The 25,655-nt window shown below is 53.6% G+C and carries 19 protein-coding genes; 17 read left to right on the top strand and 2 right to left on the bottom strand.

Features of this window, described 5'->3' with window-relative positions; genetic code table 11:
* Positions 1–445 precede the first annotated feature (445 nt).
* From AAC060_RS12405 to AAC060_RS12485, 17 genes are all read left to right on the top strand, one after another.
* Complete coding sequence (locus tag AAC060_RS12405; protein WP_339826680.1) at positions 446–3,496, top strand: TonB-dependent receptor; 3,051 nt, start codon at positions 446–448, stop codon at positions 3,494–3,496.
* A 153-nt stretch (positions 3,497–3,649) separates the two neighbouring features.
* Positions 3,650–4,390 carry a FadR/GntR family transcriptional regulator gene (locus AAC060_RS12410; protein ID WP_339826682.1) on the top strand — a complete coding sequence of 247 codons (741 nt, stop codon included), beginning with the start codon at positions 3,650–3,652 and terminating at the stop codon, positions 4,388–4,390.
* Positions 4,391–4,729: 339 nt separating this feature from the next.
* Positions 4,730–7,798, top strand: coding sequence for a TonB-dependent receptor (locus tag AAC060_RS12415; protein WP_339826684.1), 3,069 nt, complete (start codon positions 4,730–4,732; stop codon positions 7,796–7,798).
* A gap of 153 nt (positions 7,799–7,951) precedes the next feature.
* Positions 7,952–8,692: a FadR/GntR family transcriptional regulator gene (locus AAC060_RS12420; protein WP_339826686.1), complete on the top strand. Its 741-nt coding sequence runs from the start codon at positions 7,952–7,954 to the stop codon at positions 8,690–8,692.
* 136 nt (positions 8,693–8,828) lie between these two features.
* Positions 8,829–11,102, top strand: a complete 2,274-nt coding sequence (locus AAC060_RS12425) for a polysaccharide lyase 6 family protein (protein ID WP_339826688.1) — start codon at positions 8,829–8,831, stop codon at positions 11,100–11,102.
* Positions 11,103–11,134: 32 nt separating this feature from the next.
* The gene (locus AAC060_RS12430) at positions 11,135–13,285 is read left to right on the top strand and encodes a heparinase II/III family protein (protein WP_339826690.1); all 2,151 of its coding nucleotides are present in this window, start codon (positions 11,135–11,137) and stop codon (positions 13,283–13,285) included.
* The gene (locus AAC060_RS12435; RefSeq protein ID WP_339826692.1) at positions 13,282–13,656 is read left to right on the top strand and encodes a cupin domain-containing protein; all 375 of its coding nucleotides are present in this window, start codon (positions 13,282–13,284) and stop codon (positions 13,654–13,656) included. Before AAC060_RS12430 ends, AAC060_RS12435 begins: the two co-directional genes overlap by 4 nt.
* The gene (locus AAC060_RS12440; RefSeq protein ID WP_339826694.1) at positions 13,653–14,939 is read left to right on the top strand and encodes an MFS transporter; all 1,287 of its coding nucleotides are present in this window, start codon (positions 13,653–13,655) and stop codon (positions 14,937–14,939) included. Before AAC060_RS12435 ends, AAC060_RS12440 begins: the two co-directional genes overlap by 4 nt.
* Before the next feature lie 44 nt (positions 14,940–14,983).
* Positions 14,984–15,739 carry a 3-oxoacyl-ACP reductase family protein gene (locus AAC060_RS12445; RefSeq protein WP_339826696.1) on the top strand — a complete coding sequence of 252 codons (756 nt, stop codon included), beginning with the start codon at positions 14,984–14,986 and terminating at the stop codon, positions 15,737–15,739.
* A gap of 30 nt (positions 15,740–15,769) precedes the next feature.
* On the top strand, positions 15,770–16,423 hold the full coding sequence (gene eda, locus AAC060_RS12450; protein ID WP_339826698.1) for a bifunctional 4-hydroxy-2-oxoglutarate aldolase/2-dehydro-3-deoxy-phosphogluconate aldolase: 654 nt from the start codon (positions 15,770–15,772) through the stop codon (positions 16,421–16,423).
* A gap of 9 nt (positions 16,424–16,432) precedes the next feature.
* Positions 16,433–17,464, top strand: a complete 1,032-nt coding sequence (locus AAC060_RS12455; RefSeq protein ID WP_339826700.1) for a sugar kinase — start codon at positions 16,433–16,435, stop codon at positions 17,462–17,464.
* A gap of 628 nt (positions 17,465–18,092) precedes the next feature.
* On the top strand, positions 18,093–18,497 hold the full coding sequence (locus tag AAC060_RS12460) for a hypothetical protein (RefSeq protein ID WP_339826702.1): 405 nt from the start codon (positions 18,093–18,095) through the stop codon (positions 18,495–18,497).
* 130 nt (positions 18,498–18,627) lie between these two features.
* Positions 18,628–19,644: a YHYH protein gene (locus tag AAC060_RS12465; protein ID WP_339826704.1), complete on the top strand. Its 1,017-nt coding sequence runs from the start codon at positions 18,628–18,630 to the stop codon at positions 19,642–19,644.
* 1 nt (position 19,645) lies between these two features.
* A complete protein-coding gene (locus AAC060_RS12470; RefSeq protein ID WP_339826706.1) occupies positions 19,646–19,951 on the top strand; it encodes a hypothetical protein in 306 nt (101 codons plus the stop codon).
* The gene (locus AAC060_RS12475; RefSeq protein WP_339826708.1) at positions 19,948–21,207 is read left to right on the top strand and encodes a YHYH protein; all 1,260 of its coding nucleotides are present in this window, start codon (positions 19,948–19,950) and stop codon (positions 21,205–21,207) included. The genes AAC060_RS12470 and AAC060_RS12475 overlap by 4 nt, the downstream gene beginning before the upstream one ends.
* A complete protein-coding gene (locus tag AAC060_RS12480; RefSeq protein ID WP_339826710.1) occupies positions 21,204–22,283 on the top strand; it encodes a HupE/UreJ family protein in 1,080 nt (359 codons plus the stop codon). Before AAC060_RS12475 ends, AAC060_RS12480 begins: the two co-directional genes overlap by 4 nt.
* Before the next feature lie 60 nt (positions 22,284–22,343).
* Positions 22,344–23,435 (top strand): YHYH protein, encoded by a 1,092-nt coding sequence (locus AAC060_RS12485; protein WP_339826712.1) that lies wholly within the window; start codon positions 22,344–22,346, stop codon positions 23,433–23,435.
* A gap of 22 nt (positions 23,436–23,457) precedes the next feature.
* On the opposite strand, the gene AAC060_RS12490 is transcribed toward AAC060_RS12485, so the two are convergent.
* Both AAC060_RS12490 and AAC060_RS12495 read right to left on the bottom strand, forming a co-directional pair.
* Positions 23,458–24,141, bottom strand: a complete 684-nt coding sequence (locus AAC060_RS12490; protein ID WP_339826714.1) for a response regulator — start codon at positions 24,139–24,141, stop codon at positions 23,458–23,460.
* Positions 24,138–25,625 (bottom strand): ATP-binding protein, encoded by a 1,488-nt coding sequence (locus AAC060_RS12495; RefSeq protein WP_339826716.1) that lies wholly within the window; start codon positions 25,623–25,625, stop codon positions 24,138–24,140. The genes AAC060_RS12490 and AAC060_RS12495 overlap by 4 nt, the downstream gene beginning before the upstream one ends.
* Positions 25,626–25,655: the final 30 nt, after the last annotated feature.

Consider the following 25,655-nt stretch of genomic DNA (forward strand, 5'->3'; position numbering starts at 1 on the left):
GTTTCCAGGGCTTGCCTGACCGCAGGCTCACCTTTGGTGCAAGCATCAAGTTCTAGGGAAAAGTCGCACCGACTATCGCGATCATCTAGCTCAGGTGATTGCCGGAAAACTCCAGCGTTTTAGCTCGATAGCCGGAGCGAGGCTCTTGCATGTGGCGTATTGTACCACGGTAGATGTTTTTGAATTAATCGGCTGACAATCGCCGGTTTTGCAGGACCCTGAAAAGGGATTTGGCGCAGCGGGAGCTTGAACCCGCTGCGCCATTTTTATTGGGCGTCCGGTATGACTAAAGTATTGGTAAACCATTGTTATAACCAAACTTACGCTAACGGTATGACATCAATATTATAATTGGTATACTTTAATGGTTGACAATAAGGTCGGCCATCGTCCATCTTATCCCCAATAAGCAAAACAATAGCTTAAACATAGGGGAGAAGATCGAATGGAAAAGGCAAGCAGAACTGTGCGCGGTGTTTCGGCGAACAGGCGCTTCTCAGCATTACTTTTGGGCAGTACAGCGATGGCGCTGGTGGCAACGCCAGCCATCGCGCAAGTCGAGGCGGCTGCTCCAGACGACACTGCCATCATTGTGACCGGTATCCGGGCAACCATTCAGGATTCAATCGAAACCAAACGAGATTCTACCGAGATCGTGGACGCACTTTCCGCCGACGAAATTGGCGAGCTTCCGGCTTTGTCTATTGGTGAAGCGCTGGAGACGCTAACCGGAGCCGCTTCCCACCGCGAGCAGGGCGGGGCATCAGAGATTTCCATTCGTGGTCTCGGGCCGTATCTTGGGTCGACGGTGATCAATGGCCGTTCAGCGTCAAACGGCAGTGGCGATCGCTCGGTCAATTTCAGCCAGTTTCCATCCGAGTTGTTCAACAAGGTCGGGATTTATAAAACCCAATCGGCAAGCTTGATCGAAGGCGGTGTTGCCGGGCAGATCACGCTCGAAACAGTGCGACCAATCGATTATGGCAAACGCCGTATCCAGGGTGATTTCAAGATCAACATGAACCCGGATAATCTGGATATCGATTCCGACCAACGCTTTCGGAAATTCGGCTATCGCGGAACCCTCAGCTATATTGATCAATTCAACGTTGGTGACGGCGAAGTCGGCATTTCCCTTGGCTATTCGCGCAACGTGACGAGCAATCCCGAGCAGGAAGCCAATGTCAGCAACACGTTGAACTATTGTAAGAATGACCCCACAGACACTAGCAGCGGTGTTTTCGATGATGGCAATTGCAATTCGACCCGGCCAGATACCGCAGGGACGGAAGATTTTGTCATCGGCCGGAACAGCTATGCTTATCGTCAGAATATTACCGATGATGTGCGTGATTCCTTTTTTGGCGCTGTCCAGATCAAGCCGACTCCCGATGTCGATATCAATATGGATTTTCAATATTCCAAGCGACTATTTAAGGAACGTCGCAACGATCTCAACTTCGCCGAAGGGCGCCGCGTTGATGGCGTCGGTGATATAAATCACCTGCCGTTTGACTTGATCGTCGGCCCCAACGGGGAGCTGCAGCAGTTCACCAATGAAACCCGCGTCGAGACAAATAGTGAATATCTTGAGCGCAACGAAGACTATTACGGCGGTGGTTTGGCGATCGATGTCCAGGCGACAGACCGTCTGAAATTGTCGACCGATTTTTCATATTCGGAAACGAAGCGGGTTGAGGAAGCGGTTCAAGTCCGCATGCGTATCGAAAACCAGGAAGATTTCGATGGCAATGGTGGACTTTATGACCTGGCCGTCGAAAGCGATGGAAGTAATCAAAACGATAAGGTCGAAACCGCCTATTTGGTCCGTCAGAATGGCTCCGAAATTTTCAATCTGTTCGTGCAGAATTTTGACGTCAACAATTATGACTTGTTCCAGGACAACGCACGGACGCGATATGACCTTGAACAGAAGCGAACCAATAGCATCTTCGCTGCGCGTGGTGATTTCGAATATGAAATGGATGGCCTTTTGTCATCAATCCAGGGCGGTATTCGTTACCAGGAACTGGAATATCGCGATGTTCCGGGCGCTTCCGGTCCTAATCGTGTTGAAGTGACCTATAGTGATACAGCTCTGGCTGCGGCCAATCAGGCTTGCCGTACGGCATTCCCCGAAAGTGGATTTCTGGATTCGGTATCGGGCGGCAATCCTCTGATAACCAACGTCGATGCCAGTGGGAATGTTATCAGCACTACGAATACATTTGCTACGTTCGATGCGCTTTGTCTGGCCCAGACAATGGAGGGCCTGGATCCACAAGGCATCACTTTCGACGAGAATGGTGTCCCGGTCTATCCCGACGGAAATTCTGATTCGGTACAAAATACCAATGTCGGCGAGAAGACCTGGGCGGGATATATCCAGGCCAATTTCAATGGAGATTTTGGAGCGGTCCCGGTTCGCGGTAATTTGGGTCTTCGTGTCGTTAAAACCAAGGTCAATTCCATTGGCCTTCGCACCACGCTGACGTCGAATGTGGATCCTGTCACTGGTGTGGTCACGCTATCGGAAGATCAGGCCAATTTCGTCTCGGACACGGTGAATAACAGTTACACAGAATTTTTGCCGAGCTTCAACTTCGTGGCGGATGTCGCGCCCAAGATACAGGCCCGTTTTGCAATATTCAGGGCTTTATCCCGCCCTGATCCATCAAGCTTGGGCTATGGACGGTCTTTCGCCGCCGCCAATAATGATGATGATGCCACGTCGGTGATCGAAGCGCTGGGCGTGGTTACCGCGAACGGAAATCCAAACACTCAACCGCTGCTATCGTGGAATTTTGATGCCGCATTGGAATGGTATCCGGATGCGGATACGATTCTTGCCGGTGGCGTATATTATAAAAGTTTCAATGGCGGCTTTGATACTCTGGGCGTGACCGAAACCTTCATCGTCGATGGTCAGCCGATTAGTACCGTGGTGAGCACGTCCAACACTACCGGGAAAAATAGCACGATCTTCGGCTTTGAAGCAACGGTGGCGCATCGTTTCAGCTATTTGCCGAAACCACTGGATGGTCTTGGGTTCAAGCTGAGCTACAATTTTGCGAGCTCGAATTTTGAATTTCAGGATGACACGCTCGGTGCGTTTAGCAGTGTACAGTTGGATGGAACGCTTCAGGCCGTTGAAGCGCTTATCCCGCCAGCGGAAATCTTCGGATTATCAAAGCATGTTCTTTCCGCGCAGCTCTACTATCAAATCGGCGGTTTTGATTTCCAGGGCGTCTACAAATATCGTAGCAGCTACTTTCAGCAGTTTATCGCCACTCCTGGTCGTGTCCGCTATGTGCAGGATACGGGCGTATTCGAAGCACGCATTTCATACGAGCTGACGAAAAATATCAAATTCACTATCGAAGGCATCAACCTTTTTAACGAACCGCGGATCAATTCTCGCGGGACGTTGGAAGACTTCGGTGCGGCGCAAGTATATGGACCTCGCTATTTCGCTGGCGTGAAGTTTAAATTCTAGGCTCCAACAGGGGGTTGGCGCAGTGGGAGCTTGAACCCGCTGCGCCGATATTCCCGGATTGGACCAAGTTAATAGTACGACTAGAAATTGGTATAGACCTGCGGTAAGAGAGTTTGGCGATAAGCATAGTAATTCAATAGGATGGGTTGGAATATGGTTGAAAAGCGGCTTTTCCATTCTGTGGCCGAGCAGATTAGTGGTCTTATAAAAGACGGTGTTTTCCCAACAGGTACGCGGCTGCCCGGTGAGCGCGAGCTCGCGGAGCGCTTTGGCGTGAGCCGGGTGACGATAAGGGAAGCGGAAATTGCGCTCCAGGCCATCGGACGCATTGAAATCAAGACGGGATCCGGCGTCTATGTTTGCGAAGAGCAGCCCGGTAACGACGCCCTCCTTCCGGAAGTCAGTGCGTTTGAACTGACAGAAGCGCGCTCCTTGTTTGAATCGGAAGCAGCTGCGCTGGCGGCCCGTAATATCTCGGATGAGCAATTGCTGAAACTGGAGGAGCTGATCGACCAGATGGCTTCCCCCGACGAAGCCATTTCTACAGATGCCGATCAGCAATTTCATGTGCTGATTGCCAAGGCATCGGGCAACGCGGCGATCGTCTATACCATTGAGTCCCTCTGGCGAATGAGGGAGGAATTGCCTGATGTTAAGGCCACCTATGAATCGGTCTGCGAGACAGATGCGTCTTACCGCGCCAAAGAACATCAGGAAATTTGCGATGCTTTGCTGGCGCGTGATTCCGACGCTGCCAGAAATGCAATGCGCGAGCATTTCAATCGATTGATCGAGGCCATGCTCGATGCGACTGAGAAGCAGGCGCTGGCCGAGGTGCATCAACGCGCTTCGGAAAGCCGGCAACGGTTTCTGACTCCGGCCAAATTAAACTAAGCCCAAATTTTCCCCGATGTCTGTACTACCAATTGGTATGAATTAAGTCACTCTTTGGTGACGAAAATTGGTTGACTGGATTTTCGACTCCTGATAGGCGGTCCTTGCAACCACTATGTAAGGAACACTGGGAAAAATTTTCGGGGCTCTTCTTTATAATCTTATGTAGCAAAGTCGGCTTCTTCAGCTCCGGTCGACGAACCATTTTATTCTTTAAAAATTTAAACTGAACATGCGGTCACCGTAGCCAAACTGCTGCTCGGTCTCGCATCATCTTCATGATCTTAGCCAATCAAAATTGGCAGGATTCTGGGTGCAATACTTATGGGAGAGTATGCTATGAATCGGGAAAAGAAGGTGGTCCTCGGAGGACCGTCGCGCACGAAATTTTCAGCAATGTTACTGGCCAGCACGGCTTTGACGTTAACGGCTTTACCGGCGTTGGCGCAAGATCAGGCGGCCCGTAATGACAATGTCACTGAAGATGGTAATGCCATTGTCGTTAGCGGCATCCGCGCAACCATGCAGGACTCGATTGAAACCAAAAGAGTAGAGACCGAGATTGTGGATGCGCTTTCGGCCGACGAGATTGGTGATCTCCCAGCGTTGTCCATTGGTGAAGCGCTTGAGACTTTGACCGGCGCAGCCTCCCACCGTGAACAGGGCGGTGCAACTGAAATCTCTATCCGTGGTCTCGGGCCGTTCCTGGGATCGACCGTCATCAATGACCGCTCGGCTGCGAATGGCAGCGGCGACCGTTCGGTGAACTTCAGCATGTTCCCGTCCGAGCTTTTCAACAAGGTGGCGATCTATAAAAGCCAGTCGGCGAGCATGATTGAAGGCGGCGTAGCCGGGCAGATTTCGCTCGATACGATCAGGCCGGTCGATTATGGCAAGCGACAGATCCAGGGCGAGTTCAAATTGAACTATAATCCCCAGAATTTTGATATCGCCAAAGACCAGCGTTTTCAGGATTTCGGCTATCGCGGTACCGTCAGCTATATTGACCAGTTTAACGTCGGCGACGGGGAAGTTGGTATATCCCTTGGTTATTCTCGCAGTGAATCAACCAACCCCGAGCAGGAGGCCCGGGTCAGCGATACCGCGAATTATTGTCGCAATGTTCCAGCCAGCACGACCGTTGGCGTCTTTGACGATAACAATTGTGACACGCCTAGGCCGGATACTGCCGGAACGGAGCCCTTCGTTGTCGCGCGCAACAGCTATACCTATCGTCAGAATATAACCGACGATACGCGCGATTCGTTATTTGCGGCAGTGCAGATAAAGCCCTCGCCCGATGTCGACATCAATATGGATTTCCAATATTCGAACCGCCTTTTCCGGGAAAATCGCAACGATCTGGTTTTTTCCGAAGGGCGTCGTATCGACGGCCTGGGTGACTCCAATGCATTGGACTATCCGTTAATTGTCGGCGAGAATGGCGCTCTGCGTCAATTCACCGGCGAGACAAATATCGAGACCAATAGTGAATATGCGGAACGTTCCGAAAAATATTACGGAGGCGGGCTGTCGATTGACGTGCAGGCGACGGACCGACTGAAATTATCCGGAGATTTCTCCTATTCGCAGACGCAGCGGACCGAGCAATCTACCCAGGTTCGCATGCGAATCCAGAACCGGACAGATATTTTTGGTGTAGGGGGACAATATCCGCAATCACGGGAAAGCGATGGAACCACCTCGAACAACCGTATTGAAACCGCCTATCTGATCGGCCAAAATGGCTCGCAAACCTTCAATACAATAGTGCGGCAATTCGACGTGAACAATTATGACCTGTTCAGCGACAATGCGCGAACGCGCTATTCGCTTTCGCAGGATCGCTACAATAGCATATTTGGCGCGCGTGGAGATTTTGAATATGAAATGGAAGGTTTCGTAACCTCGGTTCAAGGTGGAGTTCGCTTTCAGGAGCTTAAATATCAGAGCGTTCCGGGTGGGGTGGTCGGGACCAGCCGAACGGAAGTAGTATATAGTAACGCTGCCCTATCGATAGCGAATCAGGCCTGTCGCACGGCTTTTCCGGAAACGAACTTCCTGTCGTCGGTATCCGGGGGTAATCCGCTGATTACCAATGTGGATGCGGCCGGCAACGTCATCAGTACGACCAACAGCTATGCGTCGTTCGACGCGCTGTGTCTTGCGCAAACGCTGGAAGCGAATGATCCGAAGGGGATCGCTTTCGACGACAACGGCGTCCCTATTTATCCCGACGGCAATTTTGATGCGATCGCGAATAATGACGTGAACGAGAAGAGCTGGGCCGGCTATCTTCAGGCCAATTTTGAAGGAGACTTAGGTGCGCTGCCCATTCGCGGCAATCTGGGATTGCGTGCGGTAAGAACCAAAGTGCTTTCGAACGGCTTCAGAGGTGCATTGACGGCCACGCCGCTGGTAGGTGGAGGGTTTAGTCTTGCCCAGGACGATAGTCAGCCACTCGTCCCCATAAGCGCGAGCAGTTCTTATACGGAATATCTACCAAGCTTGAACCTGGTTGCGGACGTCAGACCGGATATGCAGGCAAGATTTGCTGTGTTCCGTGCGCTCTCCCGGCCCGACCCATCCAGTCTGGGCTACGGCCGGACTTTCAGTGCAACGAACGATACGGATGCAACATCGATTTCAGAGATTATTGGCTCTGCATCGGCCAGCGGCAACCCCTTTTTATCGCCATTGCTGTCCTGGAATTTCGATGCCGCGCTGGAATGGTATCCCAACAAGGATACGATCCTTGCCGGGGGCGTTTATTACAAAAGTTTCAATGGCGGATTTGAACCTGTTGGCCAGTTTGAAACATTCGAAGTTGACGGTCAGCAGCTTCAAGCTTTGGTTACAACCGAGCAAACAAGCAGTGATGCAAGTACGATCTACGGTTTCGAGCTGACGGCGGCCCATCGGTTGAGCTATCTTCCGGCGCCGCTTGATGGCCTCGGGTTCAAGCTTAGCTACAATTACGCAAGTTCCAATTTTGAAACCCAGGATGGTCTGTTGGGTGCCGTTGGCGAAGTTCAGGCCGACGGATCCATCGTTACCAGTGAAGCACTGATCCCGCCGGCGAATATTTTTGGCCTGTCGAAGCACGTATTGTCGGCACAACTTTACTATCAGATTGGCGGCTTCGACCTTCAGGGGGTGTATAAATATCGTAGCCGTTACTATCAGTCGTTCGTCGGTGATTCAGGCAGCCGTCTTCGTTATACAGATGCCGCGGGCGTGTTCGAGGCGCGTATCTCTTACAAATTGAACAATAATATTCGGTTCACGCTCGAAGGTCTCAACCTCTTCGGCGAGACAAGGACCGATTTCCGGCCGACAGTCGGCGATCTGTCCCAAAATCTTGTTTATGGACCGCGTTATTTTGCGGGCGTGCGGGCGAAATTCTAGAGGCTCCAACTATGGGCGGCGCGACGAGAGCATAATCTTGTCGCGCCAATAATTCTCAATTGAGGTCTTATTTGGAATCATGTTCTTTTTACGGGTCAACGACAACGGCGATCATGTGACAGTCGAGTGTAGCGAAATTATGGGATTGATAAAATGGTCGAAAAACGACTTTTCCATACAGTGGTAGAACGCATAACCGATCTAATCAAAAATGGCAGTTTTCCGGCGGGAACGCGTCTGCCGAGTGAAAGAGAACTGGCGGAGCGCCTAGGCGTCAGTCGAGTAACCATTCGAGACGCAGAAATCGCGCTTCAGGCGATCGGGCGGCTCGTTATCAAGACCAGTTCCGGTGTTTACGTTGCGGAAAGCCAACCAGATGACGTTCAGCAACTCCCCGCATTTAATGCCTTTGAAATGACCGAGGCTCGGCTTTTGTTTGAGTCAGAGGCTGCTGCGCTCGCCGCGATCAATATTACCGATGAGGATTTGAACAAACTCGAGGAGTTGATCAGCCAAACGGCGTCCTTCGACGACATCCTCGGTGCCGAGGCGGATCTTCAATTTCATTCGCTGATCACCAGAGCATCGGATAACGCGGCCATCATTTACACGATAGAAGCGCTTTGGCGTATGCGCGACCAAGTGCCCGAACTTGAGCCACTCCATGAGTTGATACGCCAATCCGATTCCGGTGATCGAGCAAGGGAACATCGCGCTATTCTCGACGGTTTGCGGGCACATGATCCCGTCGCAACGCGGAATGCCATGCGCGCCCATTTTAGCCGGTTGCTCGCCGCCATGCTCGAAGCGACTGAAAAGCAGGAGCTGGAAGAATTGCAGCAGCGGGCATTGGAAAGCCGGGAGCGCTTTCTTGTTCCCGCGCAGGCAGCGTGAATATTGCTCTTGCAACGCATTATTGTCATACCAATTGGTATTACAAGAATTTATATTTGGTAATATACATTGGTTGACTCTATTGGACGCTCCTGATAGCCAGATAATATAACGATAAAAGTGAGGATGTTGGAAAATGCGGTTAGGTCTTAGCCTTGCTATTATATGCGTTGCTTCAGCGGCTACGCCTGCGCAGGCAGAGCAATATTTTGTCAAGAACCAAGCGGAATTTGTGACCGCCGAGAAAAAGCTGGTGGCGGGCGACGTCATCATCCTCGCCAACGGCAGATGGCATGATTTTGAAATCAAAATTTCCGGCAAGGGAACCAAGGCAAAGCCCATCACGCTGATCTCCCAGGACCCGGGAAAGGTTGTAATTACCGGCCAATCCAATCTGCGGATTGGCGGCGAATATATTTTGGTCACAGGGCTGGTTTTCCTGAACGGGTACAGCCCCACAGGCGAAGTCATTTCATTCCGCCGATCGAAAGATGATGTCGCCCGAAACAGCCGGGTAACAGAGGTGGTTATCGATGGTTTTAGCAAGCCCGATCGCTATGAGTCTGACTATTGGGTCGGGATGTACGGCAAGAACAACCGGTTCGATCATAATCATCTCTCTGGCAAGACCAACAAGGGGGTAACCTTTGCGGTGCGGCTCGACAGCGAGGAAAGCCGTGAAAACGGCCACCAGATTGATCATAATTATTTTGGTCCGCGGCCGGTGCTGGGCTCTAATGGTGGCGAGACGCTTCGTATCGGAACCAGCCATTATTCGATGTTCGACTCCAAGACGTTGGTCGAAAACAACTATTTCGATCGCTGTGATGGCGAAGTGGAAATCATTTCTTCCAAATCGGGTGGCAATATTTATCGCGGGAATGTTTTTTACCACTCCAGTGGTACATTGACGCTGCGTCACGGTGACGGAAACCTGGTCGAAAATAACGTGTTTTTCGGTGGCGGTAAGGATCACACCGGCGGAATCCGGGTGATAAACCGCAAGCAAATCGTCCGGAACAATTATATGGAAGGTCTGTCCGGAACGGGCTTCTCCAGTGCGCTGACCGTGATGAACGGCGTGCCCAATTCGCCGGTCAATCGCTATGTTCAGGTCGATGGTGCAGTCATCGAACGCAATACCATCGTCGACAGCAAGCGGATTACGCTTGCTGGCGGGGCGGATGAAGAGCGGTCCGCGCCTCCGATCAACAGCAGCTTCAGGGCCAATATAATCGGCGGGTCTGGCGATGGTGAATTTGTCAGCATCGATGATGATGATATTTCGGGGATCGCATTCTCTGACAATTTGCTGATCAAGGGTACGGTTGGAAAGCCGATAAGCGGTGTGAATGCCAAGTCTGTCGGCATGACTCGCCACTCCAACGGATTGCTCTATCCTGATGACCCGGCATCGCAAAATGTCGGTATTGCAAAAGATCTGAGTCCAGTGACGATCGATGAAGTTGGTGTGTCCTGGTATCCCAAGCCGCGGAACGAAGGGCCATTTGGCAGCGGCAAGACTATTTTCGTTTCGTCCGGGGAGGATAGTCTGGTGGCGGCCTATGCACAGGCGGAAGCCGGCGACACGCTACAGCTTGGGTCGGGCACTTATGTCGTCAACAAGGGGATCGCGCTGGACAAGTCTATTTCCATCGTCGGTCCAGCAGAAAAGACAGGCGGCGCGAAAGCGGTGATCTCTTTCACGCGCCCTTCTCTTGTAGAAATAAAACAAGGCGGGAATTTGCGGCTCGCCAATCTCACGATTAGCGGCAATCTGGCGCCGGATTCGGTGGGCAATTCAGTCATCCGCACCACGAGCTATCCGATTCAATCGAATTTTGTCATCGAACTTGACCATGTGACGGTCCGGGACTTGGTCGTGAATAAGTCGTTCAACGTGATCACGCTTGGAAAAAGCACTGTGGCCGACCGCGTGGACATCAGGAACAGTACATTCAGCAATATATCCGGCACGGTCGTACAGGCGGCCGCCGAGACCGAGGATTATGGTCAGTATAACGTAGAATATGTCGATATTACGGACAGCACATTCAGCAATGTCCAGGGCAAGGTTGCCAATATCTATCGTGGTGGCAGAGATGAAAGCACTTTCGGTCCTCATTTCAAGCTGACGGGTGTGACGATTGAGAATGTCGGTAAAGATCCGAGCAACGCATCTGGCGCGTCACTCGAATTGCATGGAGTTCAGGTCGGGAATTTGTCGCACAACAAATTCATGAATTCTGCGCCGCTAAAAATCGTCCAGACAGTGGGAACGCCCGAGGTCACGGTGACGGACAATGAATTTATTTCAACGCCTGCACCAATTGTCGAAGAACTGGAGTGGCCGGGCGCGCCGCGCATTGATTTGAGCGCCAATATCTTTACCGATGCGAAATCCAAATGAGAGGGTCGCTTCTCTTTTTAAGCTCTTTGGGTTTGGCATCTCCTGTCGCTGCGGCTGATCATGGTCACACCTCCCTGACCGGTTTGGCCGCAGCGACCTCAGATATCCGGACGAATAGCGCTCCGTTATTTGCCGCAGAGGTCGAGCGCTCGACGAAATTTGTAGAGTCGATGATGGAAGCAGGCGTGGTTGTACCCACACCCAAGGACCCGGGCGGCGGCTATACACACGAACAGCATAAGCGCAATTACAAGGCGATCTATGAGGGCGGGCAGCTCTACCGGATTACCGGCGAGCAGAAATATGCCGATTATGTTCGCGATGTTCTGCTGGCATACGCCGACCTGTATCCGACGCTGGGTGACCATCCGGCGAAGGCCAATCAGAATACCGGACGTATTTTCTGGCAGGTGCTGAATGATGCCATGTGGCAGGTCTACAGCATTCAGGGCTATGAACTGATCCGCGCCGGTCTCAATGAAACCGACCGCAAACGGATTGACGACGATGTTTTTCGTCGTGCGGGGCATTTTCTTTCGGTGGATTCGGAAAGAACCTTCAATCTCATCCATAATCATGCGACCTGGGCAACGGCGGGGGTCGGCATGACCGGTTATGTGCTGGGCGACCGGGATATGGTGGATCGCGCTTTGCTGGGTTCGGCCAAGGACGGCAAGACCGGCTTTTTGCGGCAGACCGATCTACTCTTCTCTCCCGACGGCTATTATGCCGAAGGCCCCTATTATCAGCGCTTTGCCTTGATGCCCTTCATGATCTTTGCCGGCGCGATCGAGGAAAATGATCCGGCCCGGAAAATATTCGAGCATCGCGACGGCATATTGCTGAAGGCGCTTCGGACGACGATTCAGTTAACTTATGGCGGCTATTTCTTCCCGTTCAACGATGCGATGAAGGACAAGAGCCTCAATACCGCCGAACTCTATCACGGCGTTGCAATTGCCTATGCCAAAACCGGTGATCCAGCGCTTCTTTCGATAGCCGAAGGGCAGGGGCGTACCGTCCTCACCAAAAATGGCGAGAAGGTAGCACGTGATCTGGCGGCCGGGAAGGCGACGCCTTTCCCCTTCCGATCGCTATTGCTGCGCGATGGTCCCGACGGCGATCTGGGTGCGGTTGCGATATTGCGGAACGGCAGCGGACCGAAAGATCAGGCGCTGGTTGCCAAAAACAGCTCGCAAGGGATGGGCCATGGCCATTTCGATAAGCTCAGCTGGCAATATTATGACAATGGCAACGAGATCATCACCGATTATGGCGCAGCGCGTTTCCTGAATATTGAGGCCAAAGAAGGCGGTCGGTATTTGCCGGAGAACGAGAGTTGGGCAAAGCAGTCCGTCGCTCACAATACGCTGGTCGTTGACGAGAAGAGCCATTTTGACGGCAATGTCAAAGTTGCGGATACGATGGCGCCCAAACAGCTATTCTATTCCGATGCCGACGGCAGCCAGATCAGTTCTGCATCGATGAGCGGTGCCTATCCCGGTACGAGCTTTACCAGAACGATGGCGCTGTTGGCGGTTGACGGATTGTCGGCACCCGTCGCGCTCGACATCATGCGCGTGAAATCGGACGCGCCACATCAATATGATCTCCCTTTGCATTATCAGGGGCATATCATGCGGGTCGGCTTTGATAGCCAGTCCAACATTGTCAGCCGTCCGGTTCTCGGAGCCGAAAACGGTTACCAGCATATTTGGGTCGATGCTGCCGGAAAGCCGCAGGGCGACAATGCGTTCCTGACATGGCTGCTTGACGGACGTTTCTATACCTATCGCTATGTCGCGCAGGAAGGTGCGGAATCCATTCTCGCCGAGATCGGTGCCAACGATCCCAATTTCAACCTGCGTCGTGAACCGATGTTGATCCAGCGCATCAACGGCGCACAAAATACCGTTTTCGCCAGCCTGCTGGAATCGCATGGCCTTTATGACGGTGCGGCAGAGCAGACGACTGCAAGTGACAGCCAGATAAAATCGCTGCGGCTGGAAACGGACAACGGCAAAGACATAGTGTCGATTGAAACGCTTGCCGGAACCCGATTGTTATTTGCAATTTCCTACGACACCGATTCCCGCAAAAGCCACAGCGCAACCGTTGGCGGGAAGAAAATCAGCTGGAAGGGTTATGCGGCCCAGATAAAATCAGGGGGGACGGGCAATTGAACAAGGTTGATGCCAAAGCTGGACAAAGCGGTGCCTTTGTTCACTCCGCCGACGTGGAAACTGAAGATCTGGGCGGTGGCATAAAGCGGCAGATGCTCAGCTATGGCCCCGATATCATGAATTGCCGACTGTGGTTTGAAAGCGGTTCCGCCGGCGATATCCACGATCATTTTCACAGCCAGACAACCTATATCGAAAGCGGTCTATTCCTGGCCCATGTCGATGGCGAAGAACGGAAAGTCGGGCCCGGCGATAGCGTCTACATCCAACCTAATGTTCCGCACGGCGTGACCTGCCTCGAAGCAGGCAGCCTGATCGACAGCTTTAGTCCGGCGCGTCAGGACTTTCTAGTTTCGGGAGAGAAATCATGAGTGGGGCTTTGAAAATTGGAAAATTTCGCTGGGCGATTGTCAGCCTCGTCGCTGTGGCGACGATCATCAACTATATTGATCGTGGAGCACTCGGGTTTTTGTGGCCGGAGATTTCTGAAGATCTTGGCCTGACCAAAACCGACTATGCGATTATCTTGAATGTCTTCACTTTTGCCTATGCATTTGGTCAGACGCTGTTCGGAAAAATATTCGACTGGATTGGTACCCGGCTTGGCTTTGTGCTTTCCATTGTCGTCTGGTCGGCTGCAACCATGTTGCATGCAGTCGCAACGGGCCTGACAAGCTTCGCAATCTTTCGCGGTTTCCTCGGTTTGTCCGAGGCAGGGAACTGGCCAGGCGCGACCAAAGCGAATGCCGAATGGTTCCCGATCAACGAACGCGCGCTGGCTCAGGGTATCTTTAATTCGGGCGCGGCCATTGGCGGGATAATCTCCGCCCCGATCATCGGCATATTATTCGTCTTTCTGGGAACGTGGCAGGCAACCTTTATCGCGGTAGGTGCGCTCGGTTTCCTATGGCTGGTGCCGTGGCTGATCATCTACAAGTCCGGACCGGAAGCCCATCCATGGCTTTCCGCTGCAGAACGCGAATATATTCTTACCGGACAAAAAAACGCCGAGACCAACGAAGTTGCGGACTATGCGCCGAGTTCAGGCGAAATATTGTCGCGCAAGGAAAGCTGGGGCGTAATCATGGCATCCTTCTTTCTCGACCCTATCTGGTGGCTGTTTGTCGGCTGGCTTCCGTTATATCTCTTTGAGACCTACGGTTTTGGCGTCGAAGAAATCGCCAAATATGCATGGGTTCCTTATGTTGGCGCGATGTTCGGCGCATGGTTCGGCGGGCTGCTCGCGCAAAACCGGATCAAGGCGGGCTGGACGGTCAACAAGACTCGCAAGACGGTCATCAGCCTTGGCGGATTGATCATGCTTGTGTCGCTGTTGATGACCACCCAAGCGGCAACGCCGCTGGTCGCGGTTCTGCTGATGGCGGCGATCCTCTTTGGCTTCCAGACGGCGGTTGGCAATATCCAGACTTTGCCGAGCGATTTCTACGACGGGAAATCGGTCGCTTCGCTCGCAGGCTTTGCCGGGACAGCAGCCAAGCTAGCGGTTGTCGGGCTGAACTTCCTCATCCCGGTCATCACGGTCAACAGCTATACACCGGCCTTCGTGGTTGGTGCCGGTCTGGCCATTCTCACCGTATTGTCCGTGTTCGTCTTCTGCACCGACATCAAACCACTCAAACCAAAAACTGCATGAAGCATTTTACTTTTAACCTTCCCCATAAATAAACAGGAATAATCATGACAAAATTCAAAGGCAAAACAGCAATCGTAACCGGCGGAAGCCGCGACATCGGCCGCGCCATTTCCGTGAAATTGGCAGCAGAGGGTGCCAATGTTGTGGTCAACTATTGCAACAACAAAGACGCGGGCGATGAAACGGTCGCTGAGATTGAAGCTGCTGGCGGCAAAGCCATTCTGGTTCAGGCCGATGTTACCAAACAGGCAGATGTCGATAAATTGATCGGCGCATCGCGGGAAGCCTTTGGCGACAAGATTGATATTCTGGTCAATGTCACTGGTGGACTGGTTGCGCGCAAGTCGCTGGACGAAATGGACGAGGAATTTTTCAACCATGTCATGCAGCTCAACGCAACCTCGACCTTCATGGTCAGCAAAGCGGCGGTACCCTATATGCCCGAAGGTGGCGCGATCGTGAATCTGGCTTCTCAAGCCGGTCGTGATGGCGGCGGACCGGGCGCGATGGCCTATGCGACGTCAAAGGGTGCAGTAATGTCCTTCACGCGCGGTTTGGCCAAGGAACTGGGACCAAAAGGCATTCGGGTCAATTCGCTCTGCCCCGGGATGATCGCGACGACGTTCCACGACAAGTTCACCAAAGATGCGGTGCGTGAAAATGTCGCCAATTCAACCCCGCTCCGCCGTCAGGGTCGTGCAGAAGAGACTGCTGATGCGGTTGCGTATCTGGCGTCGGATGAAGCATCCTTCATCACCGGCACGAACATCGATATTAATGGTGGCCTGCTGTTCTCGTAAGCGCGACAGGTTCAAGAGAAAGAATAGAATATGAGCAAAACAATGGCGCAAATCCTGGAATCGAAATTCCGCGCCGCGCCGGTCGTGCCGTTGATTGAGGCCGATGATCCCGCCATAGCCGTCAAAACGGCCAAGGCGCTGCAAGCGGGCGGGCTGGATGTCATAGAAGTCGTTTTGAGAACCGATGCCGCGCTGGATTGCATGGCCGCGATCATTGCCGAAACCGATGGCGTTGTGGTCGGGGCAGGGACGATTTTAACCGTCGACGATGCCAAGGCCGCAGCGGCCCGGGGTGCGCAGTTCATCGTATGTCCCGGTCTGGTCGATGCGGTTGTGCATTTCTGTCAGGAAAATGATCTTCCGGTTTTTCCAGGAACGATGACCGCTGGTGAAGTACAGCGAGCGCATTGCCTTGGTCTCGAAACGGTAAAATTCTTTCCTGCAAAGCTCGCCGGCGGGGTGCCTATGTTAAAGGCGCTTTCGTCGGTGTTCCGCAAAATGCGCTTCATGCCAACCGGCGGTGTCTCGGCGGATAATCTCGGCGAGTTTCTTGCCTTGCCGTCGGTCATCGCCTGCGGAGGCAGCTGGATGACCCCGAAAGCAGCGATCGATGCAGGCGATTATGACGCCATCACAAATCTGGCGCGCGAAGCCATAGCGCTCGCAAGCGCCGCAAGACCATAAGGAATTATCATGACGGACTTTTTGTCATTTGGTGAAATCATGCTGCGTCTGAAGACGCCTGGCCATGAACGTTTTTTCCAGTCACCCAGTTTTGAAGCCACTTTTGGGGGTGGCGAAGCCAATGTCGCGGTTGCGCTCAGCAATTACGGCCTGTCCGCCGGATTCGTCACCGCATTGCCCGACAATGATATCGGTGCATCGGCGATTGGCGAGTTGCGGCGTTTTGGTGTCGATACTTCACTGATCCGTCGCTCTGGCGATCGTGTCGGTATCTATTATCTCGAAGCCGGTGCCAATCAGCGCCCGTCCAAAGTGGTCTATGATCGTGCCCATTCCTCCATCTGTGAATGCGGTCCCGGTGATTTCGACTGGCAAAAGATTTTTACGGGCGTCAAATGGCTCCACATCACCGGCATCACGCCCGCGCTCAGCCAGTCAGCAGCTGATCTGAGCATAGAATGCGTGAAGGCCGCTAAAAAGGCTGGCGTCACGGTGTCATGCGATTTCAACTTTCGCGGAAAGCTCTGGAAATATGGCAAGACCGCGCCTGAAGTCATGAGCGAGCTCGTCAAATATGTTGATGTCGGCATCGCCAATGAAGAAGACTGCCAGAAGTCATTGGGCATCAGCGTTGATGTCGATGTCGAAACCGGCGAACTCGATACCGCGAAATACGAAGCACTCTCCGAAAAGGTTCTCGAACTCTATCCCGATATGTCGACGATCGCGATTACTTTGCGCGAAAGTCACAGCGCAGATCGCAACGGCTGGTCGGCTTGCCTGCGGACGCGGGACAAGGGCTTCATGCTGTCCCGGCACTATGAAATCACCGACATTGTCGACCGCGTTGGTGGTGGTGACAGCTTCGCCTCGGCACTGATCTATGGTCTCAACGCTTATGATGACCGGCAGCAGTCGCTCGAATTCGCGGTTGCAGGCAGTTGTCTGAAACATTCGATTCTCGGCGATTTCAACCGGGTTAGCGTCAGCGAAGTCGAGAAATTGATGAGCGGTGACGGTTCGGGCCGGGTGCAGCGATAGGCTTTCATATTCGAAATAATCAATCCTGATAGCCGCTTTGGCGCGCAGGGAGGGCATCCCAAGATCGAGACTATCGTCTGGTACTCGAGGTCCAAAATGGGGGATATTTTGGCACTCGTGATAAAACGATCTTGGGATGTCCAACGGCTGCGGACATGAATTTACTCCGTGTCAGCATTTTTAAACATTACATCCTTATTCTATCCACAATCCCGCTCTAATTGTCATATCAGGCAGCACGGAAAAGTGATTTTCCTTCTGCTGCGAACCCGGTCTTGGCGGCGTCCCTCGCACTCAAGTCGGTCGCGAATGCTGACGGTGTTGATACCGTCGATACTGATGAAATTTAAGGATCATTGCCTATCAGGTTAAGTATTTGAAATTCCCGGTTACACCGCAGAAAAAGCTAATGCTCCCTCGCTAGCTTGCGGTGCAGGTGCCGCTGCCATGGCCAAAACCAGTCCCTCCCCCAAAGGCTAATGCGGCGGCACCATTATTCAGCTTTGTATATTCGTTCGATTATAGGGGTTCGGTGTTCAGCCGGCCTAAACATTCAGAAGAATATCTGTGCTCCATTCCGAACCGGCAATGCCCGCCTGAAACGACGATCAATAGAAAGGTCAAATCCATGGTAACAACCAAGATTGTAAAGACCGCCGTGACCGGACTGGTCAGTTGTTTCTTGTGCGCAAGCGCGAGTGCTGAAGTTCCGACCGAAGTTGATACGCCCGAACGTTTTTCAGTTCTCGTAACCTATGGGGAAGACAAATGCCCGGAGGCAGAGGGCGACGAAATTGTCGTTTGTGCCCAACGACCCGAATCAGAACGTTACCGTATCCCCAAGGAACTTCGCGAAACCGCAGAAGAAGACGTCGGTGAACAGAGCTGGAGTTCGGCGGTCGCGTCCCATGACGAGGCCGCACGGCCAGGACGCCCTAATAGTTGTTCAGTGGTCGGAACATATGGTTTTAGCGGCTGTCAGTCGGCGATCATGCGCCAGTGGTTTGACGAGCGTTCCAATAGCGGCAATTAGGCTCGGGCATTGTCCCTGAACTTGGCAAGCGTCATGTCTGATGCTTAGCGGGATGCGCCAGTCATCCATATTCCCTCCACATTGATGATCTAATCCGTGTCCAGTCCAGATTTTATATGGAGGCACGAAAATGCTGAGCGCCCTTGAAAGAAAACTTCCCCTGTTTTTAACAACCAGTCTGGCGATACTCGCGCTCGGTGGTTGCGGCGGTGATGATAGTGGCACCGACACGACGATAACGCTGCCCGACAGCTCAACCTCTACGCCGACACCAACGCCCACTCCCACATCCAGCGACGTTACCACCGAGGATGTCGATTGTCCCTATAGCGGGAGCTATATGGGAAATTATAGCAGCGCCGGGATGCTGACCGCGACCTGGAGTTGGTCATGTGACGGCACAAACCGCAGCCTTACCGGCAATGGTCTGCCGGACCATGCTGTTGGTACTTTTCCCAATACCGGTAATCCCAATACAATTTCTGCCCAGACGGTCAGTGGTTCAATGACATTGACCCCGACTATGGGCACCACGAATACCGCGATCGGCGGGCCGGGCGGTGCAGCAGTCTATGCACGCAATAGCGTCAAATTTGATCCGGGCACAGCCGGGACCTGCCCCAGTACGATGTCAGCAGCTTCCGACTGCAATCTTGCAAATGGCACTGACCAATGGCGTGTTGAAGCGCTCGGCCAGGACACGTTCGATTTTGGTGAAGATGTGAACAACGCTCATGTCCAACCCACCGGTGAATATCATTATCACGGGATGCCCGAAGGCATACTCACCAATGCCGGCGCCTCCGACAGCAACAAGAAAATGGTGCTGATCGGCTGGGCGGGTGACGGTTATCCGGTTTACGGACGTTATTGTTATTCCACTGCAACGGATTCCACGAGTGCGCTGAAAGTCTGCACCGGAAGTTATATCAAGGATACGGTCGCCGATTCTGGCCGACCGTCGACCAGCCTTGTTCCGCTTGGCGCGTTCCTGTCCGACTGGACCTATTCGGCCGGCTCCGGCGACCTTGATGACTGCAATGGGCGCACCGGCGTGACACCGGAGTTTCCGGACGGCATCTATTATTATATGGCAACCGACAGCTATCCTTACATGAGCCGCTGTCTGAAAGGGAATATCAGCTAATATGAAACACGTAAACCGGACCGTCTTCGGTACAGCATGTATTGGCGCAGCGGCCGCGCTCGCCCTTTTCGGAGCGACGCAGATAAACGCGCAGGGAGGCTCCGATCGCGGACCTCCGGGTGGCGGTAAAAAGCCGACCGAGGCGATGCTAAAGGCCTGTACCGCAAAGAAGGCCGATGATGCCTGCTCTGCGGAAGGTCCGGATGGGAAGGCCGTCGCCGGCAGCTGTTTTGCACCGGCTGGTCGGCCATTGGCGTGTCACCCCGCAGGCAAGCCTGCGGGCGGAGCGGAGCGCGGCGGTCAATGACAAGGAATAGGCAGGCAGCGCTTGGCACAGCGGTTTTCGGCGCAGCGACTGTGCTGGCCATTTTCGGTGCGACGCAAATAAATGCGCAGCGTGGACCGGAACGCGGACCGCCCGGCGATGGTCAGCAACCTACCGAGGCGATGCTAAAGGCTTGTACGGCCAAGCAGGCTGACGATCCATGCTCCGCAGAAGGCCCTGGCGGCAATCAGGTCACAGGCAGTTGCTTTGCACCAGCCGGCCGGCCCCTCGCCTGCCGGCCCTCGGGCGGGGCTATCGGTCCAGGCAACCGTCCTCCGCAGGGGCAGGTCAATCTAGGTGCACCGATCGAGTCAACCCGGGCCCAAACGTTCGGAGTGCTTTGCAGCGCGCAAACCGATGTCTTGAACCCGCAAATCGGTTTGAAGAGCGAAGCCAAATGGTCCTGCGAGCGAGGCCAGCGACTGTTGGTTTCAAATGGTATCCCCGATCATGCAATTGGCAAATTCCCCAACCCGGGAAACCCTAACAGCATTACAGTGCAATCGTTCAGCTATGCTGTTGCAGCGGATCCGGTTGCGCGGACCGGGAGCGGTGTGCGGGTCAAGGATTCCGGATTTGCGCTCAATGGTATTCCCTTTGATCCCGGCACAGCAGAGCGTTGTCCTGATAGCGCGACCGATGCACAGGCGTGCAGGGGGCGTGAAGGCGAATGGAGTATCGAGGCATTGGGCCAATCGATATTCGACTTTGGCACAGACAATAATCATGCCCACGTACAGCCCGGCGGTAAATATCATTATCATGGTATCCCCGAAGCGATGCTGTCTGCACAGGCGCAAGCCGGAAAATCGATGGAGTTGATCGGCTGGGCGGCAGACGGATTCCCGATCTATGCGCGATATGGTCATGATCTCGCGAAGTTCATGACCAGCGCGCTACGGCCGATGAAGTCCAGCTATCGCCTCAAGCCCGCAGCAGATGCCGGACGCCCGAGCACGGTGACCATCCCGATGGGGGCCTTTACCCAGGATTATGAATATGTCGCCGGTCTGGGTGATCTCGACGAATGCAACGGCCGGTTTGACGTCACACCTGAATTTCCCGAAGGTATATATCACTATTATGCGACCGACAGTTTTCCGTTCGTCCAGCGCTGCGTAAAGGGTTCCACCGATAGCCAGCCAACGGTCCGTCGTGAACCGCAAGGCGGCGAAGGCGGCGAGAGACGAGGCAGGGGAGACGGCAAGCGTCCGCCGCGGGGACAGGGTAAACGATGATCCGTTTGCTGCTGGCGCTATGGCTGCTGGCTTTTGCAGGGACCGCTCAGGCGCATTTGCTGCCGAAACAGAACGCGACAATGAAAATCGTCGACGACAGCGCCAATTTCGTCGTTTCCGTCCCCGTCTCCGCATTGGTAGATGTCGACGATGATCGGAACGGGCTGTTGTCCGCACAGGAAATCCAACAGCACAGCAAAGATATCGAGCGGCAATTCACCGACCGGTTTAAAGTCACAAATGCTGGAAAGTCTGGCAAAGGGCTGATGGCCTGGGTTGTCCCGCCGCAAACCGACGGCGATTTGTTGGACAGTGATTATGTGGTGATATTACACCGGGTTCAATTCGACGAGCCTCCGCAGAATCCGAAAATCAAAACCGATCTCTTCGGGACCGGTGATGGCGAAGAACAGATGACGATGCGCGCCACTCTGGGTGTGGATCAGGAAGTTGCAATGCTCTCTGCAAGCAACGGCCAGCATGAATTTTTCAGAGGGCCATTAGCGGTGTTTGGTGATTTTGTCCGGCTTGGCATTGAACATATATTGGGTAGCTTGGACCATCTGCTGTTTCTGCTCACAGTCATCATTGCCGGGGCCGGCTGGCGTTACTGGCTGGGTGTCGTGACGAGCTTTACCATCGCACATAGTATTACGCTGACGCTTTCCGCACTCGAGATATTCTCGATACCTGCAACCATTGTAGAACCGGCTATCGCCGCCAGTATCGTGTTGATGGCCGCACTTAACCTAAAATACGGCCCCAATGATCGCGCCAATATTGGCTGGGGAAGAATATCCATCGTATTCGCTTGTGGACTGATCCACGGATTTGGCTTTGCTTCCGCGATTGGTGCGATGCTCTCGGGCACGAGCAGTCTTGTAGCCACGCTGGCTGGATTCAACATAGGGATCGAGATTGGCCAGTTTGTTTTTCTCGCCGGGGTGTTGCTGATCATTCTCGCTTTCCGCAAGGTCGGTGCGGGCGATTGGACCCGTTATATACCGAAGCTGGCATCAATCGTCGCACTGGCTGCTGGCATGATATTGTTTTTACGCCAGACGGAATTGGTGTGAATTAGCGGTTGGCGCAATCGGGAAGCGCCAATCGAAACCGTTGAAATACAGGGGCACAAAATGATCAAGAGAACGCTGCTATTATCGATGTCGCTGCTGCTCGCATCGTGCGGTGGCAATCCTGTCGCACCGACCGATATTTCCTCGGTCGATCTCGAGACGCTTTCTCCCGCCGAGCGCGAAAATTACTTGCAGGAGGCTGCAACATTTTTCGAACAGGCCAATATTATCGGTACTCCATCTCTCGTCGAGTGTACCTTGTCCGAAGGGGCCAAAACCACCTGCTTTTCCATCACAGTGAAACCGACGCCCGGTGATTATACGCCCGGACCCTGGTGCCCGCGCAATATCAGCGATGGTAAGGAAAAATCGGGAATCTGGCTGGAAGGAGGAAAAATATATGACGCTGACGGGAAATTTTTGCAGAATCTGAGCGATTTTTATCAAGATGACGAGTGGCAGATGTTCGATCCCACTACCGGCAAGATCAACGTCACGGACAGTAAGGAAAAATGTGCGGCTGCCGCTCGGCCGGATGTGGACGAAAAATATCAGAATCACTGTGTCGAGTGTCAGATGGAATATATGCCCGCCGGAAGCAGTATGACTTACGTCATTCCTGTCAGACCGCTTGCATCAAAATCCAGTTCCCGGACGCAGGGAGGAGCGGGCGTTGCCATCAATGGCATCTGGCTGGATGGTCCGGCACCCGTAGACGCCATTCTCGACGCGCATACGCTTGCCCCGTTTGATGATTGTGGTGGTCATGTCAATCTGCATGTCGGCTATCATTATCACGCCGTAACCGATTGTCTTGTCGACAAATCGTCAAAGGCCACTGACAAGCGCGACGCGCCGGTGATCGGGCTGGCGATGGACGGCTACAAGATCCTCACGCATAAACTTGGCAATGGTGAAATGCCCGCTAAGCTTGATAGTTGCCAGGGGCACAGCACGGCAGAATATGGTTATCATTATCACGCGGGCGCAGCGGGATCGAACCAGATACTCAGCTGCTTGACTGCCCAGCAGGGATGCTCTTTCGAGGGCATTGGGGAAAGCTGTGATGCGTCTGTCAGGCGTGGCCCACCGGGCGGGGGCGGGCCGCCGCCAGGTGCAGACGGGCCTCCGCCCAGTCCCAACGGAGAATGATGCTTTTCGCCCTGACGATCAGTTAGTCGTCGTCAAAACGATAGCCAGCACCATAAACGGAGGCAATGCAGCTTGTTTCAGGGTCGACGCTTGCCATCTTCCGGCGGATATTCTTGATATGGCTATCAATTGCCCGATCGCCTGATTCCAGAGACTGCTCACCAATCTTGTCGAGCAATTGATCGCGTGAAAAAACCCGACCCGCATGCTGTATCATCGTTGATAATATATTATATTCGGATGCCGACAATTTGAGCCAGGTTCCGCGCCAGGCGATGCGTTTCCCGGCATCATCGACCAAATATTTGCTGGCAGCAGGATCGGTCGTCACGCGGCCTTCATATCGGCGGATAAGAGTGTTTGCCCGGGTTACCACCTCCCGCGCGCTAAACGGTTTTGTGACATAATCGTCCGCCCCGTCGGTCAAGCCTTTCAGCTTGTCTACTTCGTCGGTCCGGGCGGTCAGCATCAATATTGGTACCGCACTGAATTTGCGCAGTTCCCGGCAAATGGTCATGCCATCGGATGCAGGGAGCATCAGGTCCAAAATAATCGCGCTCGGGGGACAGGATCGAACCGACGAAACAACCGAGCGACCATCGGGAAATATCTGTGGCTGATGACCGGCACTGGTAAAATAATCTGACAGGATTGCGGCGATCTTCTGATCATCTTCGACGATGAAAATAGTGCGGTCTTTAATCATGGCTGGGGGGCCTCCAATGGCAAGTTTAATTCGATCAATAGTCCCCCCAAATTTGAAATTCTGGCGGAAATTCCGCCGCCGTGTGCTTCGGCAATCGTCTTGCATACAGCTAGTCCGAGCCCACTGCCGCCGGATGTGCGGTCCCGCGCTTCGTCAATTCGAAAAAGCGGCTCAAATAGACGAGATATGGCGCCTGCTGGCACTCCCGGGGCGCTATCCGCTACTGAAATGGTGACGAAATCACCGGCTCTTTTCAAGTCGATTTGGATCATTCCGGGCGCATCGGTATAGCGCAGTGCATTGGTCAGCAGGTTGCCCAGCAGATGCTCGATCCGCTTGCCGTCCCAGATGACCGGCAGCGAGGTCTGGTGGCCCAAATTCACTCTCATGTTCAATCCGGCTTTCAGCAGCAGCGGCCTGAATCTCTCGGTCACGTCTTCAATCAGCTTCACTGCAGCATAGGGGCCAAATGTGCTCGGAGCATCCGAGAGATCGGAGACAGCCATGAAGTGCAGATCTTCGATCAACTCGCCAAGCCGCCCGGTCTCTTCCTGCAAAGAGGTGATTGCGGACTGGTCGAGCGGCCTGATGCCATCCTTCAGCGCATCCAGCTCTCCCCTCAAGACGGTAAGCGGCGTCCTCAGTTCATGCCCTATTTCGGCCAGCCAGCCCCGCCTTGCCTGATCGGACCGCGCAAGGCTCTCCGCCATCAGGTTGATATTCTCGCCCATGGTTGAGACCTCGTCTGTGCCTGCGGAGTCGGCCCGGACATTGAAATTGCCATTGGCGATTTCTTTCGTCGCGCTTTCCATATTAGCCAGTCGCCGGGTGCCGGCGCGGGCAAAACCCCATGCCGCCAGCGCTGCGAAAACCATCAATGCAACCACCAGCAGCGCTGCGTTGACATATTGACTGCGCAGAAACCTGGCATCAACCCCGCCGGGTGTCGGTCCATGCGGAATGATCTTTGCCGTGCCGATATTTTCACCGTTTAGCGTGATCGCTCGTGCCATCATTTTTGGGCCGTCTTTCTGCGGCGGCGGCGGGCCTGCTATTTTCTCTCCGCTTGCATCGAACAGCAGCAATCGGGGTGCGAGGAAATTGGGCGGTTCAATTCCTCGAGGAGGCGGTCGCCGTTGGCCCGGTCCTTCGTCAGGAAATCGTTTATCTGGCCGGCGTGGCGGACGACCTTCTGGTCCCAAAGTAGATGTCCTGCTGGGAATTAGCCCTTCTCGAACCATGTCTCCGTGTACGCTTTTCAGCGTGATCTGGCCTGCTTCCAAAGCTTCAATGCCGCCTTGTTCTGCAAGCTCTTGAGAAATAAGGCCAACATATGCCTCCAGCGTTTCAGCATCCCGCGCGTCCAGATAATCGGCGAAGCCGCGGCTGAGATTCCATGCCATGACCGTTGCCATCGCCAAAGAAGCGATCAGCCCGGTGACGGCGACCAACAGGAATAATTTGTGAAATAATTTTAGCTTCATTGCCTGCTTATCTGTCCATCCAATTCTGAT

It is taken from the genome of uncultured Parasphingorhabdus sp. (assembly GCF_963975555.1).
Classification (GTDB): Bacteria; Pseudomonadota; Alphaproteobacteria; order Sphingomonadales; family Sphingomonadaceae; genus Parasphingorhabdus.